This window comes from Aliiglaciecola sp. 3_MG-2023 (assembly GCF_030548205.1).
Classification (GTDB): domain Bacteria; phylum Pseudomonadota; class Gammaproteobacteria; order Enterobacterales; family Alteromonadaceae; genus Aliiglaciecola.
This window is the reverse complement of sequence record NZ_JAUORV010000018.1, coordinates 67,868-89,487: the sequence shown is the minus strand read 5'-3', so window position 1 is coordinate 89,487 and position 21,620 is coordinate 67,868. Positions and strand designations below refer to the sequence as shown.

17 protein-coding genes are annotated in these 21,620 nt (G+C 41.3%); 4 read left to right on the top strand and 13 right to left on the bottom strand.

Annotation, left to right across the window (positions count from 1 at the left end):
• Positions 1-8 precede the first annotated feature (8 nt).
• The gene (locus Q4574_RS18240) at positions 9-1,169 is read left to right on the top strand and encodes a serine hydrolase (protein ID WP_303476251.1); all 1,161 of its coding nucleotides are present in this window, start codon (positions 9-11) and stop codon (positions 1,167-1,169) included.
• A 38-nt stretch (positions 1,170-1,207) separates the two neighbouring features.
• Here Q4574_RS18240 and speA read toward each other — a convergent pair whose 3' ends face one another.
• The 4 genes from speA to Q4574_RS18220 all read right to left on the bottom strand — a co-directional run bounded on the left by speA (position 1,208) and on the right by Q4574_RS18220 (position 4,510).
• Complete coding sequence (gene speA, locus Q4574_RS18235) at positions 1,208-3,130, bottom strand: biosynthetic arginine decarboxylase (protein WP_303476248.1); 1,923 nt, start codon at positions 3,128-3,130, stop codon at positions 1,208-1,210.
• A gap of 143 nt (positions 3,131-3,273) precedes the next feature.
• Entirely contained in the window at positions 3,274-3,489 is a 216-nt protein-coding gene (locus Q4574_RS18230; RefSeq protein ID WP_303476245.1) for a helix-turn-helix transcriptional regulator, read from the bottom strand.
• A gap of 1 nt (position 3,490) precedes the next feature.
• Entirely contained in the window at positions 3,491-3,961 is a 471-nt protein-coding gene (locus Q4574_RS18225) for a hypothetical protein (protein ID WP_303476243.1), read from the bottom strand.
• Between the two features lie 108 nt (positions 3,962-4,069).
• Positions 4,070-4,510 carry a nucleoside deaminase gene (locus Q4574_RS18220; protein WP_303476241.1) on the bottom strand — a complete coding sequence of 147 codons (441 nt, stop codon included), beginning with the start codon at positions 4,508-4,510 and terminating at the stop codon, positions 4,070-4,072.
• Between the two features lie 321 nt (positions 4,511-4,831).
• Between Q4574_RS18220 and Q4574_RS18215 the strand changes: the two genes are divergently transcribed.
• A complete protein-coding gene (locus Q4574_RS18215) occupies positions 4,832-5,584 on the top strand; it encodes a phosphatase (protein ID WP_303476238.1) in 753 nt (250 codons plus the stop codon).
• A gap of 26 nt (positions 5,585-5,610) precedes the next feature.
• Here Q4574_RS18215 and Q4574_RS18210 read toward each other — a convergent pair whose 3' ends face one another.
• Together Q4574_RS18210 and Q4574_RS18205 are read right to left on the bottom strand one after the other, a co-directional pair.
• On the bottom strand, positions 5,611-6,633 hold the full coding sequence (locus Q4574_RS18210; protein WP_303476235.1) for a bifunctional helix-turn-helix transcriptional regulator/GNAT family N-acetyltransferase: 1,023 nt from the start codon (positions 6,631-6,633) through the stop codon (positions 5,611-5,613).
• Between the two features lie 174 nt (positions 6,634-6,807).
• Entirely contained in the window at positions 6,808-7,182 is a 375-nt protein-coding gene (locus Q4574_RS18205) for a DUF3224 domain-containing protein (RefSeq protein ID WP_303476315.1), read from the bottom strand.
• Positions 7,183-7,547: 365 nt separating this feature from the next.
• On the opposite strand from Q4574_RS18205, the gene Q4574_RS18200 reads away from it, so the two are divergent.
• Entirely contained in the window at positions 7,548-7,967 is a 420-nt protein-coding gene (locus Q4574_RS18200; RefSeq protein ID WP_303476232.1) for a hypothetical protein, read from the top strand.
• Positions 7,968-8,019: 52 nt separating this feature from the next.
• Here Q4574_RS18200 and Q4574_RS18195 read toward each other — a convergent pair whose 3' ends face one another.
• The 7 genes from Q4574_RS18195 to Q4574_RS18165 all read right to left on the bottom strand — a co-directional run bounded on the left by Q4574_RS18195 (position 8,020) and on the right by Q4574_RS18165 (position 19,055).
• Entirely contained in the window at positions 8,020-8,796 is a 777-nt protein-coding gene (locus Q4574_RS18195; RefSeq protein ID WP_303476229.1) for a BPSS1780 family membrane protein, read from the bottom strand.
• Between the two features lie 501 nt (positions 8,797-9,297).
• Positions 9,298-11,343 (bottom strand): TonB-dependent receptor, encoded by a 2,046-nt coding sequence (locus Q4574_RS18190; RefSeq protein ID WP_303476227.1) that lies wholly within the window; start codon positions 11,341-11,343, stop codon positions 9,298-9,300.
• A gap of 45 nt (positions 11,344-11,388) precedes the next feature.
• Positions 11,389-12,534, bottom strand: a complete 1,146-nt coding sequence (locus Q4574_RS18185; protein WP_303476224.1) for an alpha-hydroxy acid oxidase — start codon at positions 12,532-12,534, stop codon at positions 11,389-11,391.
• Positions 12,535-12,594: 60 nt separating this feature from the next.
• Positions 12,595-15,990: an FG-GAP-like repeat-containing protein gene (locus Q4574_RS18180; RefSeq protein ID WP_303476221.1), complete on the bottom strand. Its 3,396-nt coding sequence runs from the start codon at positions 15,988-15,990 to the stop codon at positions 12,595-12,597.
• Positions 15,965-16,426, bottom strand: a complete 462-nt coding sequence (locus Q4574_RS18175; protein WP_303476219.1) for a hypothetical protein — start codon at positions 16,424-16,426, stop codon at positions 15,965-15,967. Before Q4574_RS18175 ends, Q4574_RS18180 begins: the two co-directional genes overlap by 26 nt.
• Before the next feature lie 65 nt (positions 16,427-16,491).
• Positions 16,492-17,163 (bottom strand): ubiquinol-cytochrome c reductase iron-sulfur subunit, encoded by a 672-nt coding sequence (locus Q4574_RS18170; protein ID WP_303476216.1) that lies wholly within the window; start codon positions 17,161-17,163, stop codon positions 16,492-16,494.
• Positions 17,164-17,255: 92 nt separating this feature from the next.
• Positions 17,256-19,055, bottom strand: coding sequence for a PQQ-dependent dehydrogenase, methanol/ethanol family (locus Q4574_RS18165; protein WP_303476214.1), 1,800 nt, complete (start codon positions 19,053-19,055; stop codon positions 17,256-17,258).
• Between the two features lie 357 nt (positions 19,056-19,412).
• On the opposite strand from Q4574_RS18165, the gene Q4574_RS18160 reads away from it, so the two are divergent.
• The gene (locus Q4574_RS18160) at positions 19,413-21,398 is read left to right on the top strand and encodes a sigma-54-dependent Fis family transcriptional regulator (protein WP_303476212.1); all 1,986 of its coding nucleotides are present in this window, start codon (positions 19,413-19,415) and stop codon (positions 21,396-21,398) included.
• Positions 21,399-21,620: the final 222 nt, after the last annotated feature.

The window sequence follows — 21,620 nt, the reverse complement described above, 5'->3', positions numbered from 1 at the left end:
TTATAGGGATGAGAAGCTTAACTTTAATTGTCCTTTTTTGGTTTACCGTATTTACCTGCCCCTCTGCTTTTGCAAAGGAAGATAGTTGGTTGTACGACTTTGCCTCAAAAACCCAAGCACAAGCTATGAAGCATAATGTGCCTGGTTATATTCTAGTTTTTGTACGTAAAGGCGAACCAGCCAAAGTAATTAGCTATGGCTTAACAGAAAATTTTGGTGAGAAAATCGACGGCGATACGGTTTTCAGATTGGCTTCTGTGTCGAAAACATTCGCTGGTATATTGATGGCCAAAAAAGTCGCTGAAAAACAGTTCACTTGGCAAACCCCCATACTGGAAATTGTACCCGAATATGGTTTTAATCGTTTAGATCCCAACCCCATTACCCTTGGGCATTTATTGAGTCAGTCAAGTGGCTATATACCTAATGCTTACGACAATTTAATAGAAGCCAATTACTCCTTAAAACGCGTTCTAGGACAACTGGCAAAGTTAGAACCACTGTGTTCTCCGGGGAAATGTTATACCTATCAAAACGCCTTGTTTGGTGTCCTTGAAGATTATTACTTTAATCAAAAAAGCACTTATGGCAAAGAGCTGAGTAAGAGCATTTTTAAACCATTAAAGATGCCCCATGCCAGCACAGGTAGACAAGGTTTACAGAGTTCGCCAAAGTGGGCAAAACCCCATGTGGCAATTACTCGTTCTAAATGGCGTGAAACCAAAGTACAAGATGATTATTACCGTTTCGGACCTGCTGCGGGCGTGAATGCCAGTATAGAAGACATGGCCATTTGGGTACGCGCAATGTTAGGGGAATACCCAGAGATTATTTCCCCAGAGATTGTGAAAACCGTCACCGCAGAAAGAATTAAAACAAAACGTGAATTACGCAGACGAGATTGGCGGCGATTTTTAAAAGATGCTCACTATGGATTGGGTTGGCGAATTTACGACTTTAACGGTCACAAGTTGAATTATCATGGTGGTTGGGTGAAAGGCTATCGTGCCGATGTGTCTTTCGCACCCGATCAGGAAGTAGGTTATGCAATGTTGATGAATGCAGAATCAAATCTGATCAACAGTTTTACCGCCAAATTCTGGCAGGCGTACTTTGAAACTTACGATGCTGTTCAAAAACAACAACTGGCAAAACAAACAGGAGAGTAATCTTAAGGCGGCATTCAAAATACCGCCTTGTTGAAGTATTACGAGGTTTTTAAATAGGTATAACCTTTCAGGCAGTTTTCATAGAAATCTGTCCACTTCACACCCTCTCGTGGCTTAATTTCTCCTTCAGCAATCTTCGCGTCAATTAACTTCTTAACCGATGCCGCCATAAAGGTAGGATTGTATTGCATAATCGATAACACATTATCTACAGAGGAGCCGTTCACCACTTCTTCGATATAAAAATCGAGGGGATCATCATCATGACTGAAAATATGCACTTCATTTAGACGTCCGAATAAATTGTGCATATCGCCCATCACATCCTGATACGCCCCGGTTAGAAACATACCCAAATAGTAATCTTCACCTTTGTTCAATTTGTGCATGGGCAAGACATCTGAAATCCCTTTACCTAACACAAACTTGTCAATTTTACCGTCACTGTCGCAGGTAATATCCACCAATGAGCAATTTACATTTGGGCGCTCATTCATTCTAGACAGTGGCACTATTGGCAGAACTTGGTCAATAGCCCAGGTATCTGCTGCCGATTGAAATACCGAGAAATTACACAAATACTGAGATGATAAGTTGTAATCCAATTCTTGCATTTCTTCTGGTACAAAATCTGCGGTTTGCATACGCTCTTGCAGACTCACCATAATTTGCCAATACAAGGTTTCAATTTTAGCTAATTCCTCAAAGCTAATGACTCTAAGTTTAAAAGCAGACACCGCCTGCTCTTTATATTGTGATGCGTCGTTAAAAATTTCTTGGAGGTTTTCCTGGGTTTCCAACAAACGTATCTGGTCGCGCATATTAGTGACGAGAATATGCTCGTGTTCTTCAAAACCCGTTTCCATTTCAGCACTATTGGAGCGTATTTCTCCGACAATTTCGGCAACAACACAACTATGGTGGGCAGTAATCGCTCTGCCACTCTCGGTCACTAGGGTTGGGTGAGGCACACCTTCGAGATCACAGACTTCTTTCATTCCAAATACAACGTCGGCAACGTATTCGCCAATGGTATAATTGCGTGAGGAATCGTTGGTGGATTTACTGCCGTCATAGTCAATTCCAAGACCACCGCCCACATCCACATAATCAAGTTTGAAGCCCATATGATGCAATTCAGAGTAAATCATGGCCCCTTCACTAATTGCGTCTTTCACCGCACGTATGTCGGTTAACTGGCTACCAATGTGGAAATGCAGCAATTTAAAACACTGTCCCATGTTTTGAGCTTCAAGATAACGGGCAGCTTGAATAATCTCTGTATTGGTTAATCCGAATTTAGCTCTATCGCCACCGGAACCTTCCCACTTTCCTTGGCCTTTCACGGTCATTTTAGAGCGCAAACCTATGATAGGCTCAATATCCAGTTCTTTGGCTAATTTTACCAATAATAAAAGTTCCGAATACTTTTCAATGACGACAATAATTTTGCGTCCCAGCTTACGGGCCATCAGTGAAAGACGCATAAACTCTTCATCTTTATAGCCATTCAAAATAGTCAGGGAATCTAAGTTAGTGTTGTACGCCAAAACAGTGAGCAATTCCGCTTTAGAGCCGGCTTCTAAACCATAAGCGTATTTACTGCCCGCATCGACAATTTCTTCAACCACTTCGCGCATCTGGTTCACTTTCACCGGGTAAACACCACGATACTGTCCTTCGTAGTCAGCATTTTTTATGGTTCTGATGAAAGTTTCATTTAATAGTGCAACTTGTGAGCGCAGAATGTCATGGAATCGAAGCACCACAGGAAACTGAATACCTTCTTCTTTGATTTCTTCAATTACATCTTTAAAATCTATGCGCATTTCAGCATTGGTTACATCAGGTGTAACGTGCAAATTTCCGTTTGGACCAATCTCAAAATAATCGCCGCTCCAGCGCTTAACGCCATATAACTTCTCTGCGTCTTCAATTGTCCAATTATCGGGCTTGCTCATTTATCTACTCCGAAGTTTGCCAATATTTGAAAAAATGGGGCAATTCAAAAGGAATTGCCCCATTTCTAATATTGCTCAAACAACTTAAATTCATTGTTAATAGGCAGTATTATACTTTGCTGATGTTCTAAAATGGTACTAATTTATTCAGGTTGATATTGAAAAATATCTTCAAGGTGACATTCAAACACTTCGGCCATTTTAAAGGCCACCTCTAACGAAGGGGAGTACTTACCTTTTTCAATGGCCATGATGGTTTGTCTGGTTACTCCCACTTTGTCGGCCAACGCTTGTTGGGTCATTTCATCTGCAAAGAAGCGCTTTTCACGTATACGATTAACTATGGGTATACCTGCCACCTTAATATCCTCTACGATAATTAAATAACGTGACAGAAAATCGAGCGACCTCTGACAAAATAAAACTAAACATCAATATATGCGCCGTTAACAGCGGAATTTGCCTGGACGGATAGAAATTCGACAGTTCAGGGTTATATTCTAGGGTAATAATTCTCCCGAGGGTGATAACAACCCCGAGCACTAAAATAGTATAACCAACCTGATTACCGCGATACTCAAACAGTTTATCTCTTTCATCGGCTCCCATTTCGGCGGCTTTATGATTAGTGGCTGCCAACATGCCGTGCAACACTGCCTCGACTAAAATACTCAAAACAATTGCCTGTAAGAGTAGAGTTTTTGCAACGTCTTTTGCTTCCTCGGCAGGAACACCTTCAAGCATAACGATATTGTAAAAGTAATAACCAAATATGCAGACTGTGCTAACTAAGGAAATCCAATGACTTTTTTCTTTAAATGACATATCCATACATTTTTCTCCAAGACTAATTGGATAAAATGTATACTCAAACAAACCCCATGTCAAATATATTTAACATCAGGTTAAATATAAAATACTATTGGTCAATTATAATTACTAATCAGTACCTATATCTTCATTCCATAATTCAGGAGACTCAGTTATGAATTGATCCATAAGTTGAATACATTTGGGCTCTTGAAGAACCTCTAGTTCGACCCCTCTACTTTGAAGTAATTGCTCTTCCCCCATAAAGGTCTGATTTTCACCTATTACAATTTTCGGGATTTCATACAATAAAATGGCACCCGAACACATTGAGCATGGCGATAAAGTTGTGTACAAAACACATTCACGGTAAACACTAGCGCTTTGTCGACCCGCATTTTCAAAGGCATCCATTTCACCATGTAAAATGGGGCTGCCTGATTGCACCCTGCGATTATGTCCTCTGCCGATTATTTTATTTTGATAAACAATGACAGAACCTATGGGGATCCCCCCCTCTTGTTTGCCTTTGATTGCTTCATCAATGGCTGCGGCCATGAATTTATCCATTTAGATCTCCGTCACTGTTGTGTTCGTATTAAAACCAGTTACGAACTGCATGATTGAATATTTTCGTGTTTATCAAGTTGATTTTTTGTTCTTTGATTCACCAAACTAGCATAAATTGATATACTGTTTGTGTATAGTTTTGCAACACACCTCTTGCATTGGCCAAAGCTCCTATGAATCAAATCCTGTCATGGAGGCGCAATATAAATAAGTTATAAACTTGCTCTAACGTTAACTACCCCATGGGCAACTTAGATCACATTCTCAACTCCCTAATCGGTAACATTTATGCCGTCAAATTTCTAAAGGAAACGAACCCGTATGAAAATACTTGTAGACACCCACTCTCACACCATCGCCAGCACTCATGCTTACAGCACAGTCAATGAGTATTTTGTTGAAGCGAAAAGAAAAGGGATGCAAATGTTTTCACTAACGGATCATGGCCCGCAAATGCCCGATTCTCCTCATCCTTGGCATTTTGGTAATCGTAACGTTATCCCCAGAATAATTGATGGAGTGGCGTGTTTAAAAGGAATCGAAGCCAATATATTACCGCCAGAGGGAGGTTTAGATGTGCCAGAAGGAATGAAACCATTTTTAGACTTTGTGATTGCTAGCTTTCATGAACCAGTCTTTCCCCCTGGAACGCAAGCCGTTAACACTCAAGCTGTAATTAACACCATAGCATCGGGAGATTGTCAGATCATTGGCCATCCTGGTAATCCAAATTTCCCTCTAGATTATGAGGCGGTGATCCTAGCGGCTAAAGAGCATAATGTGGTGCCTGAGATAAATAACAGCTCTTTTATTCAATCTCGCCAAGGCAGTGAACCTAACTGTATTCGCATATTGGAATTAGTGGATAAACACGACTGGAAAGTAGTGTTTTCAAGTGATGCGCACATTGCCTACAATTTAGGCAACTATGAACAATGTATTACCCATGCACAATCCATTGGCTTTCCAATTGAGCGTATCATCAATCGTGATGCAAAAACCTATTTAGCGTTTTTAGCCGAACACAATAAGCCCGTAAGTACAGAGCTAGCACAGTGGTGTGAAACTCTATAATTAAGTAAAATTTGGCTTAGATAGGATTAACTTGACTCTGGCGATGTGCCAACCCAGCGCATCGCCACATCGCACCTTTGATAACTTTTCCCATACTTTTCCATAATTTCGCGGTCATGCTGAAAACCATTTTTTTCATAGAGATGAATAGCGGCTTCACATTTTCCATTGGTCAATAAAAACAAACAGTCCACTGCTAGCAATTGCGCTTGGGCAATCACGTGCTGTAAAAGTTTCTCACCTACTTTTAAGCCACGTGCATTCTCTAATACGCCCATTTTGGTCAACTCGAATGCACCATCCCCTTTATTCAATAATGCGCAAGCGCCAACAACTCCTAATTGTGCATGCTTAGCAAACCAAATCTTGCCACCTTTATCGATAATGTATTCCTGAGGCTGACCTAAAACGAGTTTGTCGACGTCCTCGAGAACAAACATTTTTTCAATCCACTGACGGTTAATTTGCTCAAAGAATGGCGCTAATTCAGGTTCAAACTCTAGAAAGGTGAGGGGGCTTGTTCTCATGTCAGTATCCACAATATTGGTATTTTCTAAGGAATTTAATTGTTCGAAATGATCTTTACTACGCTCAAGCAATGAACGCTCTTTAAGAGCTTTCTCGAAAGTTTGTAATGAGCCATAAAAGTGATTTTCAAATTCTGCACATAGATCTTTAGCCGCTTTATCAACAGCCACCCACACTGGACGCATTTCTTCTACTTTTTGGCGGCCTAAAAGTGACAAGCTAAGTATTCTTTTTCTTGAATCCTCGCTGTCTAGGGTAATGTTAATGAGTTTTTTAGATGCCAGTTGTCGACTAAATTGACTCAGAGCAGGTTGAGTTAAGCCCAATAAATTGGCGGCTTCAACCACACTTACCTGTTGTTTTTTGTCTAATAAAGCCAGCAATGTGAACCACTTGGGCTGGATATTCATATTAAAATGCTGATAAACCGCCGCGGCATCAGCCATCATTCTTTCGCTGACCCGCTTTAAACGACTGCCTAATGCTAGCTCACCTAATTCATTTAAAAAATCTTCGTTCATACAAACCTCTCTATATAAACATTTATATAACTGCTTATATATAAATGCAAGTAAAACAATCAAGTCAATTCACTTTATTATTTTACTTAAATAGAAATTAAGGATTAGAACGTCGCGGCTGGGTGTGCCACTTTATTGTATTGAATGAGACTCTTTCAACAGCCCTTTAAATCACTAAGGCAATTTGTAATCAAAAATATAAAAATGCTGGCCGTCTTCAATTTCAATATTCATTGTGCCTATTATACCTGACAAGTCACCACTGCCAGAGTCTGGAACAACTATAATCTCTAAAGACTGCTCGCCTTTGTTCATAACACCTTTGTGCAATAAAACAAAACCACCCGCCTTGCCCTCAAGGGTGCCAGTGAACGATTCCATTGCCACATAACCAGCAGATCCCTTCACTTCTGTCATATGGCTTAGCATTTGACCTGTCGATTTGCCTTCAAGCTTGCCATAGTAAGTTTTATCCAAGGTCATTCTGCCCATTGAAAAGTCTACGTCGGTTTGTGGTTGCATGGTGACTTCGAACTTGCCTTTGACCATTTCAGTGTTCAAATTTGGATCTCCTGAATAAATAACTTGCGCATACGGCACAACAATCAAGCCTATAAAACAGGCAGTTGCTATCACCAAAATAGTTTTTAGATTGTGCATTTCCATGTCTCAAATTGAATCCTTCAATGGTAATAATATTAACACAAAAGCTGTATATAAAGACAGTTTTCAATCTCCTAAACTGACTATCAGAATTAAGATTAGGTCTAATTGAAAAGATTTGATTTACGCATTTAAATGAAGGGTAGCACTCTAAATATACAACGCTTCCTTGTGAGCCGTTTTTTTGTCTGCAATACTGATATCTAACAGTCAAACCATTGACTTTACCCATTCATAATAAGGAAAGAACGTTGAATACAATGACACCTAACGCCCTTCATCAAGAATGGACAACATTACAGTATCAGTACGACAGCTATGAGAAGTTTTCTTTATTGATTAAGGTGTTTAGTGGAGTGATATGCAGTTTTTTAGTCTTGCATGTACAACTAGACTTTATCATCCCATTGCTATGTGGTGTATTTTGGATGTTGGACGGCATTTGGAAAACGTTTCAAGGCAGAATATCGGATCGTCTGTTAATCGTTGAAAAAGGTTTGTTGAATCCAATTCAAGACGATGGCATGCAATATAATAGTTTGTGGGAAGTTAATCGTCCTAGCAGCACGAAATTAGCGGCTAGTTACCTAACCAATGCTTTGACGCCGACAGTTTTAGCGCCTCATTTAATGCTCATTTTCATCGCTTCAATGGGGGCTTACCTGTCTTAATATTAAACATTGGATTCACTAGCTGCTAGTGAATCCAATGATAACTAGTGACTTAAACCGCTTTACTTAGATAGATTGAACGATAAGAAACATACATGGATGTAAACAACAAAGGAATAACAACCAACAATCCTAGCGCCAGCGGTATTGCACCTAAAATATACAGCACTAACATCACTATGCCGTAAACTAAGAATGGCATCACGTTTTTAAAGCAGCCGATAAAGCTCGCTTTCATTGCTGCGAAAACCGGCATATCTTGTAAAACGATTAAAGCAGGGGCGAACCACACCGCCATGACCATTGGTAACATTAATGCCATTGCGACTAAAAATGATAACCAAAATTGGGTACCCATCATTTCAGGATTACTTTCTCCTGCAAGGATATCCATGTATACCGACCCCATAGCAACAAACATAACGACGATACTAATAACGGCGCCAATTGCAGATAGTCCCACCAGCCTGCCAGCGCGATAAGAAAACCCAGCGAACAGATATTTAATATCAAAGGGTTTGCCTTCTGCGGCAGCCTGACAACCCAGCATTAGTCCACCAACCCAAATATAGGTTAAAAACATACTAATAAGGGAACCAACAAACGGAATGATATTGATAACGATTGCAACAATAAAGCCTACAATCATTGTTACTATCCACATTCCTATATCTTGTTTAAATAAACTAAAGCCCTCAGATATCCATGTCATTCCATCGCCAACAGCTTTATTTGATGGCCCAGTATAAACCCACTCTCCAGAAGGTGCCTCGGTCGAAGTGAGATCAGACTCCGGCGCTTGATACGGGCTATTTTCATTATTATCCATTTTTTTATTCCTCTGTAGATTCCCAACATCACTAGTACATACAATTTTTCTAGTGATTTCTATTCCAGAAACGAAATTATCATTAGAATCCCTACAAATACAACTTTTATACAAAAATCCTGTAGTCGGGTGCTTTAGCCCCGAGATAAAAATCCATGGCCTGTAGTCGGTGGCTTTAGCCCCGAGAAATGCCCCGAGAAATGCCTCGAGAAAACCCATGGCCTAAAAACCATGCTACAAAACCGTGATAAACCCATACCTGTAGTCGGGTGCTTTAGCCCCGAGAAATGCCTCGAGAAATACCCCGAGACAAAAATCCATGGCCTAAAGACCATGCTACAAAACCGTGATAAACCCATAACCTGTAGTCGGTGGCTTTACCCCGAGACAAAAACCCATGGCCTAAAGACCATGCTACAAGATCGAAATAACCCCATACCCGTAGTCGGTGGCTTTAGCCCCGAGAAATACCCCGAGAAAATCCATGGCCTGAAGACCGTGTTACAAACCAATGGTAATGCTAGCGAACAAGGTTCTTGGTAATCCAACAAAATATCGATAATTGCCAAATGCGATATCTGCACGTTCTGCGTAATCACGATCAGTAAGATTATTCAATCGCAATGCCAAACTTATATTGTCATTCATCTGCCAGCTTGAATGTAGGTTAAACAAATCATGGCCAGCGTAAGTGGCGGTGTTTTCTGGATCGAGGTAATATTCATCCATATGAGTCCATTCTAAACGGAAGTTCAACGACGCCATTGCTTGCCAGTGTATTCTCGCTCCTGCCAACACTTTGGGTGCCGTATCAATGTAATTTCCTTCAATATTGATATTTGACAAGGTCAAATCAGATTTATAAGTATGTCGCCCCCAGCCTAAATTGCCATCAAGTTGAACATTATCAGCCAAGGCTGCTCGGAAATTGAATTCCAATCCTGTATGCATTGTTTTGCCTTCGCTGATATTTTGTCTTTGGGTGTCTTGGAAAATCACATTTTCTTTTTCCATTTGATAGGCAACTGCTTCTGCCTGAAACCCTTGCCACGACGCTTTCCAACCTAACTCCACTGAGAGCACTTCTTCTGCCTCTAAATTGGCAATTTCTTGGCCGCTTTGTAAACGAAATAATTCTGTAGTTTGAGGCGCTCTAAAACCACTGCTTAAGTTAGAAAAGATAGTTTGATTAGGCGTGATTGAATGCAATAAACCTACTCGCCAAGACCACTGTTCAAAATCAACAGTTTGATCAGAAGGACGGGTAAAACGACAGTTTTCTACGTCTACTTCACATACATCACCATCGGTTAAGTGATTATCGTAGTCGTACTTTGTCATATCAAAGCGCGCGCCAACACTCAGTTGTGTATTTTCAGCAATACGCCATTTTGTATGCACAAAAGGTGAGATAAGCGTAGCGTCTACATCATAATCATAATGAAGACCTTGGGGGATCGTTGGCGAAAAATCGTCAGCTTGAAACTCCGTTAACTCGCCATTAGTAAGATCGACATCGATCCCTGAAATGAATTCTACACCTGTAAAGTGTTTTTCATATTGGCCCTGAACACCAATACTTTGTTGACTATTTTCTTCCAGAGCTTGCCAAGGTAAATAATGTTGTAGAAAACGCATATCAGTCCAACGAACATAAGGCGTCAGTTTGAAAACCCCTTGTTCTAATTCTGTTTGCCACTGACTGTGAGCGCGAAAGCTCTTAGATTCTCGAAAAGCTTCTGGATTCAAATTCACCCGTCGCATAGCATCGTCTTTGTAACTCAACTCACCTTGAATAAAACCAGCGGTTTCTTGATCTAGATTGGCATAACTCACTACATTTTTAACCTGCCAACGCCCCACAGATTGCTGATGAATAAGATCCACTTTCTGCTGATTAAAGCCACTGTCATTTTGATAACCGTCATCATCCGTAATATTCGCCAGTAGTGCAAAACCCGCCTCTGATGTGCCTTGACTAAACGTGCCTTTGAGTCGATGGAAACCATATCCGCCAACGTCTGCAGAAACTGAATTTTGCACATTTTCAACATCGGCAGTCATAATATTGATTAGCCCATGCACTGCATTAGAGCCATAAAAAACACTGTTTGGCCCTCTAATCACTTCAATTCTATTGGCTTGTTCAGAGTTTACGTCGAACAATTGATTAGCATTACAAAACCCCGGAGCTCTTAAAGAAATACCGTCTTGCGCAAATAAGAATGCACCACAGCCACCAGCCCCCGTAAAAACAGGTGAACGAATAGCGGTTAAGTGCTCTTGTCCATTACCACGACTTATCCAACCACCGGGTACGGTGTGGAATATTTGATTAATGTGTTGGTGTCCAACCTCTTCAATCTCACTTGCATCAATGATACTAACGCTACTGTCAACTTGGGTTATTGCTAACGGCTGACGTGTTGCCGTTACCGTAATTCTTTCATCGATTTCCAGTGACTCAGCGTAGGAGAAAGCGGAAGTGCAACTACTAACAATAGCGACAAGACTACAGCATCTAACCTTAAAATTTCGACGACTCATTTTCGCACCTTTTTAAATTGTAAATTTGCTAGGAGACACCCAGTTTTATCTGAAGCGCAAGTTCTTGGTACTTAGTTGTTGGATATTCTTGCACCCCATTAAACGCATATCTCTTTCAATCTCGGTACGCATTAATCCTAAGGCCCGCTCTACGCCGGGCTGTCCTGCGGCAGCTAACCCATATAGATACATCCGTCCAATACCAACTGCCTTAGCGCCAAGAGAAAGTGCTTTTAAAACATGGGTTCCACGCTGTACGCCACTATCGAATAACACATCAATTTTATCGCCTACAGCTTCAACTATTTCGGCCAAATGATCGAAAGAGCTTCTAGAGCCATCAAGTTGCCTGCCACCGTGATTCGACACCACGATACCTGTACAACCGATATCAACCGCCTTACGCGCATCTTCTACACTCATAATGCCTTTAAGACAAAACTCCCCTCCCCAAAAAGCCACCATTTCCTCTACATCTTTCCAGTTCATAGAAGGATCTAGCATCTCAGTAAAGTAGCCACCAATTGAGCTAGCACCACCTTTCATATCAATATGCGCGTCTAGTTGAGGTAGAGAAAATTTTTCATGGGTAACGTAGTTAATTCCCCACATTGGCTTAGAAGCAAACTCCCAAAGCCCCTTCAAATTCAGCCGAAATGGAATAGAAAAGCCGGTTCGCAAATCTCTTTCCCGATTACCGCCGGTGATTGAATCAACGGTAAGCATCATTATTTTGATATTGGCCTGTTTGGCACGCTCCATCATGACCCGATTCAAGCCTCGGTCTCTGTGGAAATAAAACTGATAGACTTGAGGGGCGCTAAATTTTTCAGCGATTTCTTCCATGCTAACAGTACCTAAAGAAGACACACCGAACAGTGTTCCAAATTTATCTGCCGCTGCCGCAACTGCTCGCTCACCTTGATGGTGAAACAAACGTTGTAAAGCCGTTGGCGAACAATAGACAGGCATAGGTAATTTAGTTCCCATCACTTCAACTGACATATCGATGTCTTGCACGCCTGATAAAACGTTCGGAATAAGGTCACATTGATTAAACGCTTGAGTATTGCGTTGCATAGTAACCTCGTCATCAGCACCGCCATCGATATAATCGAAGATGGGACTGGGTAGACGTTTTTTTGCAAGTTTTCTAAAGTCATGAAAATTATGACACTGACCTAATCTCATTCACTTTTTCCTATTTTAAAGCTTTGATTTTAATAACAACTGCTAGCGAACTAGAATGATTTACTCACTGATGTTATCTGTATTTTTAGAAGATATTGTCATTGCTTGAAGAGGCGCACTATCTTTGTCACCTTCAAGCTTTTGGGTTTGTTTAATGGTGTAAAACTTATTAATTGAGATATTGCGGTGAACGCTTTCAGGAATATTGGGCCCCGGCCAAACAATACGAATTTCATCGACAATATTAGCATCAGCTAAACCGAAATGCAGTTCAGACGGAGAGCTTGATATAAAACTTCCACCAGCGCGAACCTCTTGTAATTGGGTTATACCATTTGCTGTCACGTATACTTTTGCACCTATGGCTTGGCTATTTTTACCCAGTCCTTGCAAGGTCAAATGAATGAACCCTTTGTTAGCAGATGAAGACGCATTATTCTTATATAACAGTAATCGATCTTGATGATTGCTAATTAAAATATCAACATCGCCATCTCGGTCGTAATCTAAACACGCAACGCCTCTTCCAGATAAGGTATCGGTGATACCCAACTCGCTACTCTGTTCACTGAAAGTACCGTCCTGGTTTGACATAAACAAGCGACTAGGGGTGTTTTCAAATTCCCGCATTGAACGTTTTAACTTCATGTAAGCATAGGGGCTACCCAAGTGTTTGCGTAACTCACTATCCATATCAAAACCATTCACGTGAAAGATATCGGGCCATTGATCGTTGTTGAAATCAGCAAAGCATGCTCCCCAAGCCCACAAACCTTCGGCAACTCCGGCTTCATCCGTCACATCAATAAATTGGCCATCAATATTGTTGTATAAACGATTCCCTTCTACTCCCCAGTTTCCTTCGGCGATACCATTAGGATCAGACACACTGCTGACAAACCAATCTAAATCGCCATCATTGTCATAATCCGCCACAGCGCTGCCCATACCATTTTTATCGTTGATCTGTGATAAGTGGGTGTTATTTTCGAAGCGACCATCGCGATTATTTTTGTACACCTGACTAGTTTCAAAATCAGCGGCCATCAACAAATCGGGATAACCATCGTCATTAATGTCAGAGAAGGTGCCGGTAAAGGTAAAGTCGGTGCTACCGATCATCTCCATTAACTTCGCTTTTTTATCCGCAGCTACGAACTCTAAATGAGAATCGGTACTAACATTTTCCCATAAATGGTTAGGCTGTTTACCACCTAACCCAGGACCGCGCCAATGGGTAGTTAATGCATCTAAATCACCGTCCAAATCAAAATCAGCAAAAGCGAATGACCAACCGGTTAATTGCGCAGCGATGCCTGAGTTTTTAATTGGTATAAATTTTTGATTCTCATGATTAATGTATAACGTAGGATTCTGGCTAAGTTGAACACCATTTAATTCACCCGCCACAGAGGACAAATTAGGGTGAATCAAATTCGAGGTAATTATATCTAAATCGTTGTCGCCATCGATATCGACCATGGCCACACCGTTTGATAACTCTTTAGCTGTGATCCCCCATTGTTTGGAAATATCGCTAAAACTGCCATCCCGATTGTTTCGGTATAGAACGTCTGCTGAAGCATCTCCAGTGGGTTGGAAAATATCTGGCCAACAGTCGCCATCAACATCACCAGCGGCGACACCACCGCTAAAAATTAGGCGTTGCGCAGATTGTAAATTGTAAAGAGGCCAGGAAATATGATGTCTCTTGGTTAACCCCGATCTTAAAGCCACTTCTTTGAATTTATGGGGCTTATTATCAAGCTTAGCCACCTCAGCAACTTCGCAACCGACGAGATGAGACTCAAGCATGATAGATTTGATGAGCGCTGAAGACTGCACTGCACTGCGGGTGTTAGTAATGAGGGCGTTTCTCAAACTGGCCACAGGTTTGGGAGGAGGAGTAAACTCACCAATTTTCGCTACTAAGCGCAAGGAATCGGGTGCTGCTTCATTTTCATTTGGTACCCAAACATCAAGGCACTCTTGATTATGCAAACAAGGATCAGTAAGGGCTTCAAGAAAGGCGGTAATAGCATCCATTTGATGGTTATTCATATTTACATCACTCGGTAACTTACTCAATCCTTGTTTCTGCTGTTCCAATAAAAATCTAAGTGGTTTTTGGGAGTGCGCTTTGGCCTGCGGATTTAACTCACTCACATAACGCATTTGTGGATTATTCGAAAAGCTAAAGTCATAGTTTTCGAGGGAAGCTACGGGATCTAAATGATGAGCTATAACATCAGACAAATCAGTGAAGGCTCCAGAATGGGTATAGGGAGCAGTTGCCGTCACATTCAATAAGGTGGGTGTCCTAAAAGCAAATCTATCGCGGTCTTTTTGAGTGACTCCTCGGCGGCCAAAATCTTCTCCATTAGGTTGCTTACCTTTGCCCAATTGAGGAACAGCAATATTGTGGAACTGCTCATCAGAGAAAATCGGCGGTGTGTGGCAAGCAACACAGTTTGCCCCGCCTTGTTGCGACTGATTGAAAAAAAGTAATGCCCCTTCAACTTGTAAGTCTGTTAATGCATCTTCATCACCCTTGATATAGGCATACCAATCATTATCAATAAGCACTTGGGTAGATTGGTAATAGGAAATGGCTTTTTCAATATTGCTAAAATTTATCAGTGTATCGGCATTGGCATTCGGTGCACCAAATGCTGCCCGAAATAAAGTTAACCATGACTGATTTTGATCTTGTTGTTTCATTCTTGCTACAAGTGCGTCACGTATACCTTCATGAGTTTGCGCTGTGGCAAAACTATAGCCGCGCATTTCATCATTCGAAACAACCGGAAAACGGGTTTGACTGGCTAACAGATCATTGCCTGCTGCAATGTCTCCTTGCCATAAATTACTATCTGGTGTGCGGTGGTTTTGACCTTTACCGCCATGCTTAGATTCGTCATCTAAAACAAAAACTCGACCATCGTAAAACATCGCACGATTATAGAGTGAGGAATTAAAGGTACTTTGGGCGTGACGGGCAACATTTGGCGAGCCGTCAGCATTTGGATCTGCTGAAGACTGCCAGTCGTGCCAACGCCCCGGACCAAGTAATTGAGGATCATAAGCAGATTCACCTACAGGCAGACTCAGTTTATCGCCGCCAGCTAAATATGGGTGATGGCAACTGGCACATGCAACATCCTTGTTACCACTTAATGAACGGCTAAAAAACAGTTCTTTACCTAAAGTAAAAAGCGGTGAAGAAGTGGGTTTTTCAATTACCGTAGGCATTAGTGGATATTGCTGTTCCAGCTTGTTTAAAACCGCCCTTAGCATCAATCGTTCTGAATTATCCGTTTCCTGATTGGCATTTTTTGTGCCCGTACAACTTACTAACAATAAAAAGGCAGTAGCTAAACAGACTAGCTGTTTAACTACTGCAACGTGCCCAAAAGCGCCCTTTAACACTTTATTTTCCTGCGCTAACAGATGCACAAGTGTCACCCCGTAGGTAAGTGTTATTTACAAAACGAATCTCCAGTTTGCCGTCTTTTGCATCGATTTTGTTTATCTTTTCTTTACCTTGATAGATATGTGACGACAAACCTTTTTCACTGCCAATGTTCATACAATTTGGACTATAGGTCGCATTATATTGTTGCTCACCATCGATTTGCTTTTCGAAAACCGTCACCACGCCAGTTCCACATTGCGCCATGGCATAAATGTCGTCACTTTTATCATAAACCTGAACGTGCTCTTCGGTTTCTTCATCAATCCAATGTATGTGTTTATCAGGGGTTCTTACGAAAAAACCACCATTACAACTCACGCCTGTTATGGGTTTCGCCGCTGCCGACACAGTCGTTGAAGCAGCAAGTCCGAAAAGCATTTGCGAAATAACAATTAAACTCATACTGACTTTTTTCATAATTAACTCTCTTTGGTTATTTATTGAATAACATTAACTGTCTACTTTTAATCGATTAAACGTATTTACCGCGGTGGAGGCTTACCAAACCCGATCCAGCTATTAAACTCCGCGGCAACCACGAGTTCATCGTTTTCAGCCGTTAATGCCAAGGCAGGTAATTTCCTAGGTGCTGGACCAGACACCACTCCACCCCCTTCTTTAGGATCAAAAACGGATTGGTGACAAGGGCACATGTAGTTCCCTTCATCTTCGACCCACCCGGTTACTGGGCAACCTGCGTGGGTGCATATGGCAGAGTAAGCAACAATTCCGTCGGCAGACATTTGCTGTGTATCCGTTGAAAGCGTATCTTTCGACAATTTTTGAATCAGGATTTGGTTGTAACGAGAGCCATCTCGCACTTCTCCAGTCTTAGGATCGACAGGCACCACCAACACTTGCTTATCCAACTCAGTGAGATCAGACATTTTGATCAAAGGTCCCTGTAAACGCTTACTAAAATAAGTAAAACGGTCACCTATTTGTGGGGGTAATTTACTTTCGGGCGATTTTTTCTTGATAGCAGCTAATGCTGTGTTTCCAGTGAAACAGTTCACTGCGGGTATGGCTAAAGCAAGATACTTCAGTAAATTGCGTCTCTTGCTATCGGTCGGTTGATTTTGATTGGTTTGGGCACAACCACAGCATGCTGTTTGTTCGATACCATCATGCTTATCATTTAGTTTTTCTTTCATTGCTACACCTCGAACTTCAGCAGGCTAAATAGACTTTTTATTTTATTGGTTTATGAAAGCAAGGGGAGACACTCGCCTCCCCTTGAAGCGTTTTAAGCGTCAGGTAGTGCAAATACCCAGATGACACCGCCTTCTGGCACATCTGAAATCCACTCACCACTTTCGTCTTTTGCGGCTAAAACACCATTGGTCCAATGTGGATCAACACCGTAGCCAGCAGTTATGGCAATGTACTGCTTACCATCTACTTCATAAGCGACAGGAGGGGCAATTGCCGTTGAGTTTAAAGGGAATTCCCAAAGTACTTCGCCTGTTTTGGCATCAAATGCTCTTAACATGCGATCGTTAGTACCAGCGCTAAACACAATATTGCCAGCGGTAGATAAAACAGGACCCCAATTCATGGTTTTGCCGTAATCGTGCTGCCATACTTTTTCGCGCTTGTTCACATCCCAAGCTTGCATCTGTCCAACACCTTTACTCTGATCAGCCAAATACACATCTAAGTCAGGAATATCGATACCCGCCCAGAATTGACCTGATGCAGGTTCAACATCGTCTTGGAATTTACCTTCGAAGGAATTACAAATGTTGTCATTTGCAGGTACATACATCATCCCAGTTTCTGGGTTATAGGATTCATAAGGCCAGTTTTTCCCACCCCAAAGACTTGGACAATACGAAACCCGCTTGCCTGTGACTGGAACATGGTCGTAATCATAAGTTGGACGACCGGTTTTTGGATCCAATGATTTGAATGCATTATTTGCCACAAAAGGTTTGCCTTCGAGGTAGTCAATCTTGCCTTTACCATCTCTTTCTAACCAATACATATAACCATTACGTTGCGGAGAAACTAAGCCTTTAACTTTCTTTCTGCCATCTTTAAGACCGTCAATGAGCATAGGTGCATTCATTGCCGCCCAATCCCAAGAATCGTTATAGTGGTATTGGTAATGCCCTTTAATCTTGCCGGTGTCGGGATCCATCGCAATTGACGACGCCACGTATAGGTTGTCACCTGGACGTTGATCGCCTAACCAAGGTGAACCGTTACCCACACCCCAGTAAAGAATATCTTCGTCTGCATCATAGTTACCTGGCATCCACATACTACCGCCGCCATATTTCCACGCATCAGGACGTTTTCCTTCGTACTTCCATGTTTCATGACCGGGTTCGCCTGGGCCAGGAACACTGTAAGTTTTCCAAGCAGTCTCACAAGTTTCAGCATCCATCGCTTCTAAGAAGCCGCGTACGCCATATTCGCCACCAGAAGGACCGACAAGAATTTTGCCTTTCACCGGAGTTGGAGCAGACGTGATATACGCACCAATACTCCAGTCACCAATTTGGCTTTGACACAAACGTTCACCTGTTGCCGCATCCAAGGCGTTAAGTGTGCCATCTAGACCTGCTACATAAACTTTGTCACCCCATAACGCCACACCACGACTGGTATTGTGCATTACACTTAAATCATATGGATTGTCATGCTTATAACGCCAATACAATTGTCCGGTTTTAGCATTCAAAGCCAACACATTGTTGTATGGCGTAGAAACAAACATGACACCATTGTTGATTTGGGCAGGCGCTTCATGACCTGAGTCCAAGTTAGTGGAATAAGTCCAAACCGGTCGAAGTTTACTGACATTTTTAGAATTGATTTCTTTAAGCTTGCTGTACATCCAACCTTCGTAGTTACCTTTGGGCAACAACCAGTCTTGGGGTGCAGCTTCAACTAATCGTTTGTGGGTAACCGTTTTATAGTTTTCAATTTTTTTATTAAGGGTTGTCAGGTTCGCTGCTGATACCGAATAGGCGGATACCAGCGCTGCAGCTCCTATGCAACAACTAAGATATTTCATTTTTAATAATGTAGATTTCATTTTTATCCGTGCCCCTGTTTAATTTTTTGATTGGCGAACTTATGAATCAATTAACATGCCAATAACATTTAAATTAACAAAAACCCGTAAGATGTTGATTTAATTGAATAACTATTCTTTGCGTTTTCTGACCCAAAAACGTTTGTTTTTAATTAGTACACAAGTGTTGCAGCAGAAATGCGAAAATGAGACACCTATTTTCAGCTAATTCGCATTTTTAATTATTGTCAAAAAATTGTTAAACATTTTGAAAATTAGGTGTTATGGTGAAAAGATAACCTAAATTAATAAAGTCATTTTTAAAAGAGTTTTACCCGCTCTTTTAACAATGATTGCGTTTGTGTTGGAGAATGAAAAATGAACCATGCACCTCAGCTAAAAACGAGCAATGACGTTGTCGCTTTTATGACTGGAAATTTCCAAGAAAGAGATATTCAACCAAGCGAAACAATTATCAATTCGTGGCAGCGAAGTATTCAAAAATATGGCTTAGATCCGCATAAACAAAGCGAAGTAGAAATTTTATCTAGCCACGAATTACAGCAAGAACTGCAACGACAAGAAGATTTTTTAAATATCGCTAAACACGGCGTAACTGGCTTGGCAAAACGTATTTCCAATGCGGGTTTTTCAGTGGTGCTGACGGATGAAAACGGGCTTACATTGGATGCGAAACTACCAGGAAGTTTACGTGATCGTTGCCAAAAATCAGGGTTAAGAATTGGCGCAGGTTGGTCAGAAAAGCAAGTTGGCACTAATGGAATTGGAACCTGTTTAGCTGAAAAAGAGTCAATTATCGTTCACCAACACGAACATTTTTTTGCCGAGCAAAGTCAGTTGAGCTGCTCAGTGACCCCTATTTTTGATCCCATGGGTGAGTTAAGAGGTTGCTTGAATGCCTCTTGCATAGGTGCTTCAAAAAATAAAGAAAACCAATTTCTAACCTTACAAATGGTGATGATGTACGGGCGAATGATTGAAAATAGTTATTTTCGACAGGCATATCGCAATCAAGTCACAATGAGTATTAAACCAACAGAGAGCTTTGCTGATCTGATTCAAGAGCAACTATTAGCAGTGAATGAACGAGGTATCATTGTTGGGGCAAATCGTTCTGCTTTTGCAGAATACGATTCATTGTTGCCAGCCAGTCAACAACTTCCCGGTAGTCGAATAGAAGATATTGTTGGTCAGTCGATTGATGAGTTGCTTACAAAAAGCAAAGGTGGCGGCGTAGTCGTTCGTTGCTTTTCTCCTAAGATGCTAGAGGAAATCGAGATTGGCTTGCGTGTTCCATCAGCTAAATTAAACAGTGTGCACGCCCTAACTGAACGAAAACCTACCGAAAGTTTAGCCATGAAAGCCCACCCGACCCTGCAACAATTAGCAGGAGAAGATCCAGTTGCACAGTTGCAAATCAAACAAATAATGCGGGTGATTAATAAAGATATTCCATTCCTGATTACAGGTGAAACAGGTACAGGAAAAGAAGCATTTGCGCGCGCAATTCATCGAGCCAGTGACCGTTGTGATGGACCTTTCATTGCCCTAAACTGTGCGGCGATTCCAGAATCGTTGATCGAAAGTGAACTGTTCGGATACCGCAGTGGTACTTTTACAGGTGCGAATAAAAAAGGCATGAAAGGTAAATTGGAACTGGCCCACGGAGGCACTATATTTCTGGACGAAATTGGAGATATGCCGATTCAATTGCAAACTCGTTTATTGCGAGTTCTAGCCGAAAGAGAAACTATCCCACTTGGCGCATCTGAACCCACGCATATTGATATTCAAGTAATCTCAGCTACTCATCAAAATTTACAGGAATTAATAGCGCAAAAACTGTTTCGGGAGGATTTTTATTATCGTTTGAATGGTATGTCTATCGAGCTACCAAACTTGAGAGACAGACAAGATAAAGACTTCATAATTAATTACCTCTTAAATAATCTAAATTCAAAACAAGAGATCCAAGTTTCCGAACAAGCTCGAAGTATTCTGCATAGTTATCATTGGCCTGGCAATATCCGCCAGTTAGTGAGTACTCTCAAGTTCGCTGAAGCCTTATCTGAAGACAATAGAATTGAAGCAGATTGCCTACCCAAAGATATAGTAAGTACCAACATACAATTAGAAAAGAAAGAACCTATTGAAGATCCAGTTGAGCAAAACAAAACGCTTTCAAATTATGTGGGAAATCAGGAAGGGCTTCATTTGCTAGAGACCCTCAAAAAGTACCGTTGGAATATTACTCAAGTGTCTGAAGAACTGAATATTTGCCGCTCCACTGTTTATCGAAAAATGCGTAAATATAACATCGTTCAACCGAATGAAATCTATTAGTTAACAACTAGAAAAACACCGTCTTTCTAGATCACTCAATTAGTCTCGATCCCCTTTGTTTGAAAATAGCCGACGTACCTTCCGTTGGCTATTTTCGCTACTTAAAATCCATTCAATCTACGGTTAACACAGGTATCATTCACTTGTCGCATAGCTAATGCAACTTTGCGACAAAAGCGTCACCTCAAATTTTCAACAAAAACCATAACCCATTGTTTCAAT

Bases quoted from the DNA above. Each gene is read 5' to 3' on its own strand.
- Q4574_RS18240 (WP_303476251.1), top strand. From the start codon at position 9: ATGAGAAGCTTAACTTTAATTGTCCTTTTTTGGTTTACCGTATTTACC.
- speA (WP_303476248.1), bottom strand. From the start codon at position 3,130: ATGAGCAAGCCCGATAATTGGACAATTGAAGACGCAGAGAAGTTATAT.
- Q4574_RS18225 (WP_303476243.1), bottom strand. From the start codon at position 3,961: ATGGATATGTCATTTAAAGAAAAAAGTCATTGGATTTCCTTAGTTAGC.
- Q4574_RS18220 (WP_303476241.1), bottom strand. From the start codon at position 4,510: ATGGATAAATTCATGGCCGCAGCCATTGATGAAGCAATCAAAGGCAAA.
- Q4574_RS18215 (WP_303476238.1), top strand. From the start codon at position 4,832: ATGAAAATACTTGTAGACACCCACTCTCACACCATCGCCAGCACTCAT.
- Q4574_RS18210 (WP_303476235.1), bottom strand. From the start codon at position 6,633: ATGAACGAAGATTTTTTAAATGAATTAGGTGAGCTAGCATTAGGCAGT.
- Q4574_RS18205 (WP_303476315.1), bottom strand. From the start codon at position 7,182: ATGGTCAAAGGCAAGTTCGAAGTCACCATGCAACCACAAACCGACGTA.
- Q4574_RS18195 (WP_303476229.1), bottom strand. From the start codon at position 8,796: ATGGATAATAATGAAAATAGCCCGTATCAAGCGCCGGAGTCTGATCTC.
- Q4574_RS18190 (WP_303476227.1), bottom strand. From the start codon at position 11,343: ATGAGTCGTCGAAATTTTAAGGTTAGATGCTGTAGTCTTGTCGCTATT.
- Q4574_RS18185 (WP_303476224.1), bottom strand. From the start codon at position 12,534: ATGAGATTAGGTCAGTGTCATAATTTTCATGACTTTAGAAAACTTGCA.
- Q4574_RS18175 (WP_303476219.1), bottom strand. From the start codon at position 16,426: ATGAAAAAAGTCAGTATGAGTTTAATTGTTATTTCGCAAATGCTTTTC.
- Q4574_RS18170 (WP_303476216.1), bottom strand. From the start codon at position 17,163: ATGAAAGAAAAACTAAATGATAAGCATGATGGTATCGAACAAACAGCA.
- Q4574_RS18165 (WP_303476214.1), bottom strand. From the start codon at position 19,055: ATGAAATCTACATTATTAAAAATGAAATATCTTAGTTGTTGCATAGGA.
- Q4574_RS18160 (WP_303476212.1), top strand. From the start codon at position 19,413: ATGAACCATGCACCTCAGCTAAAAACGAGCAATGACGTTGTCGCTTTT.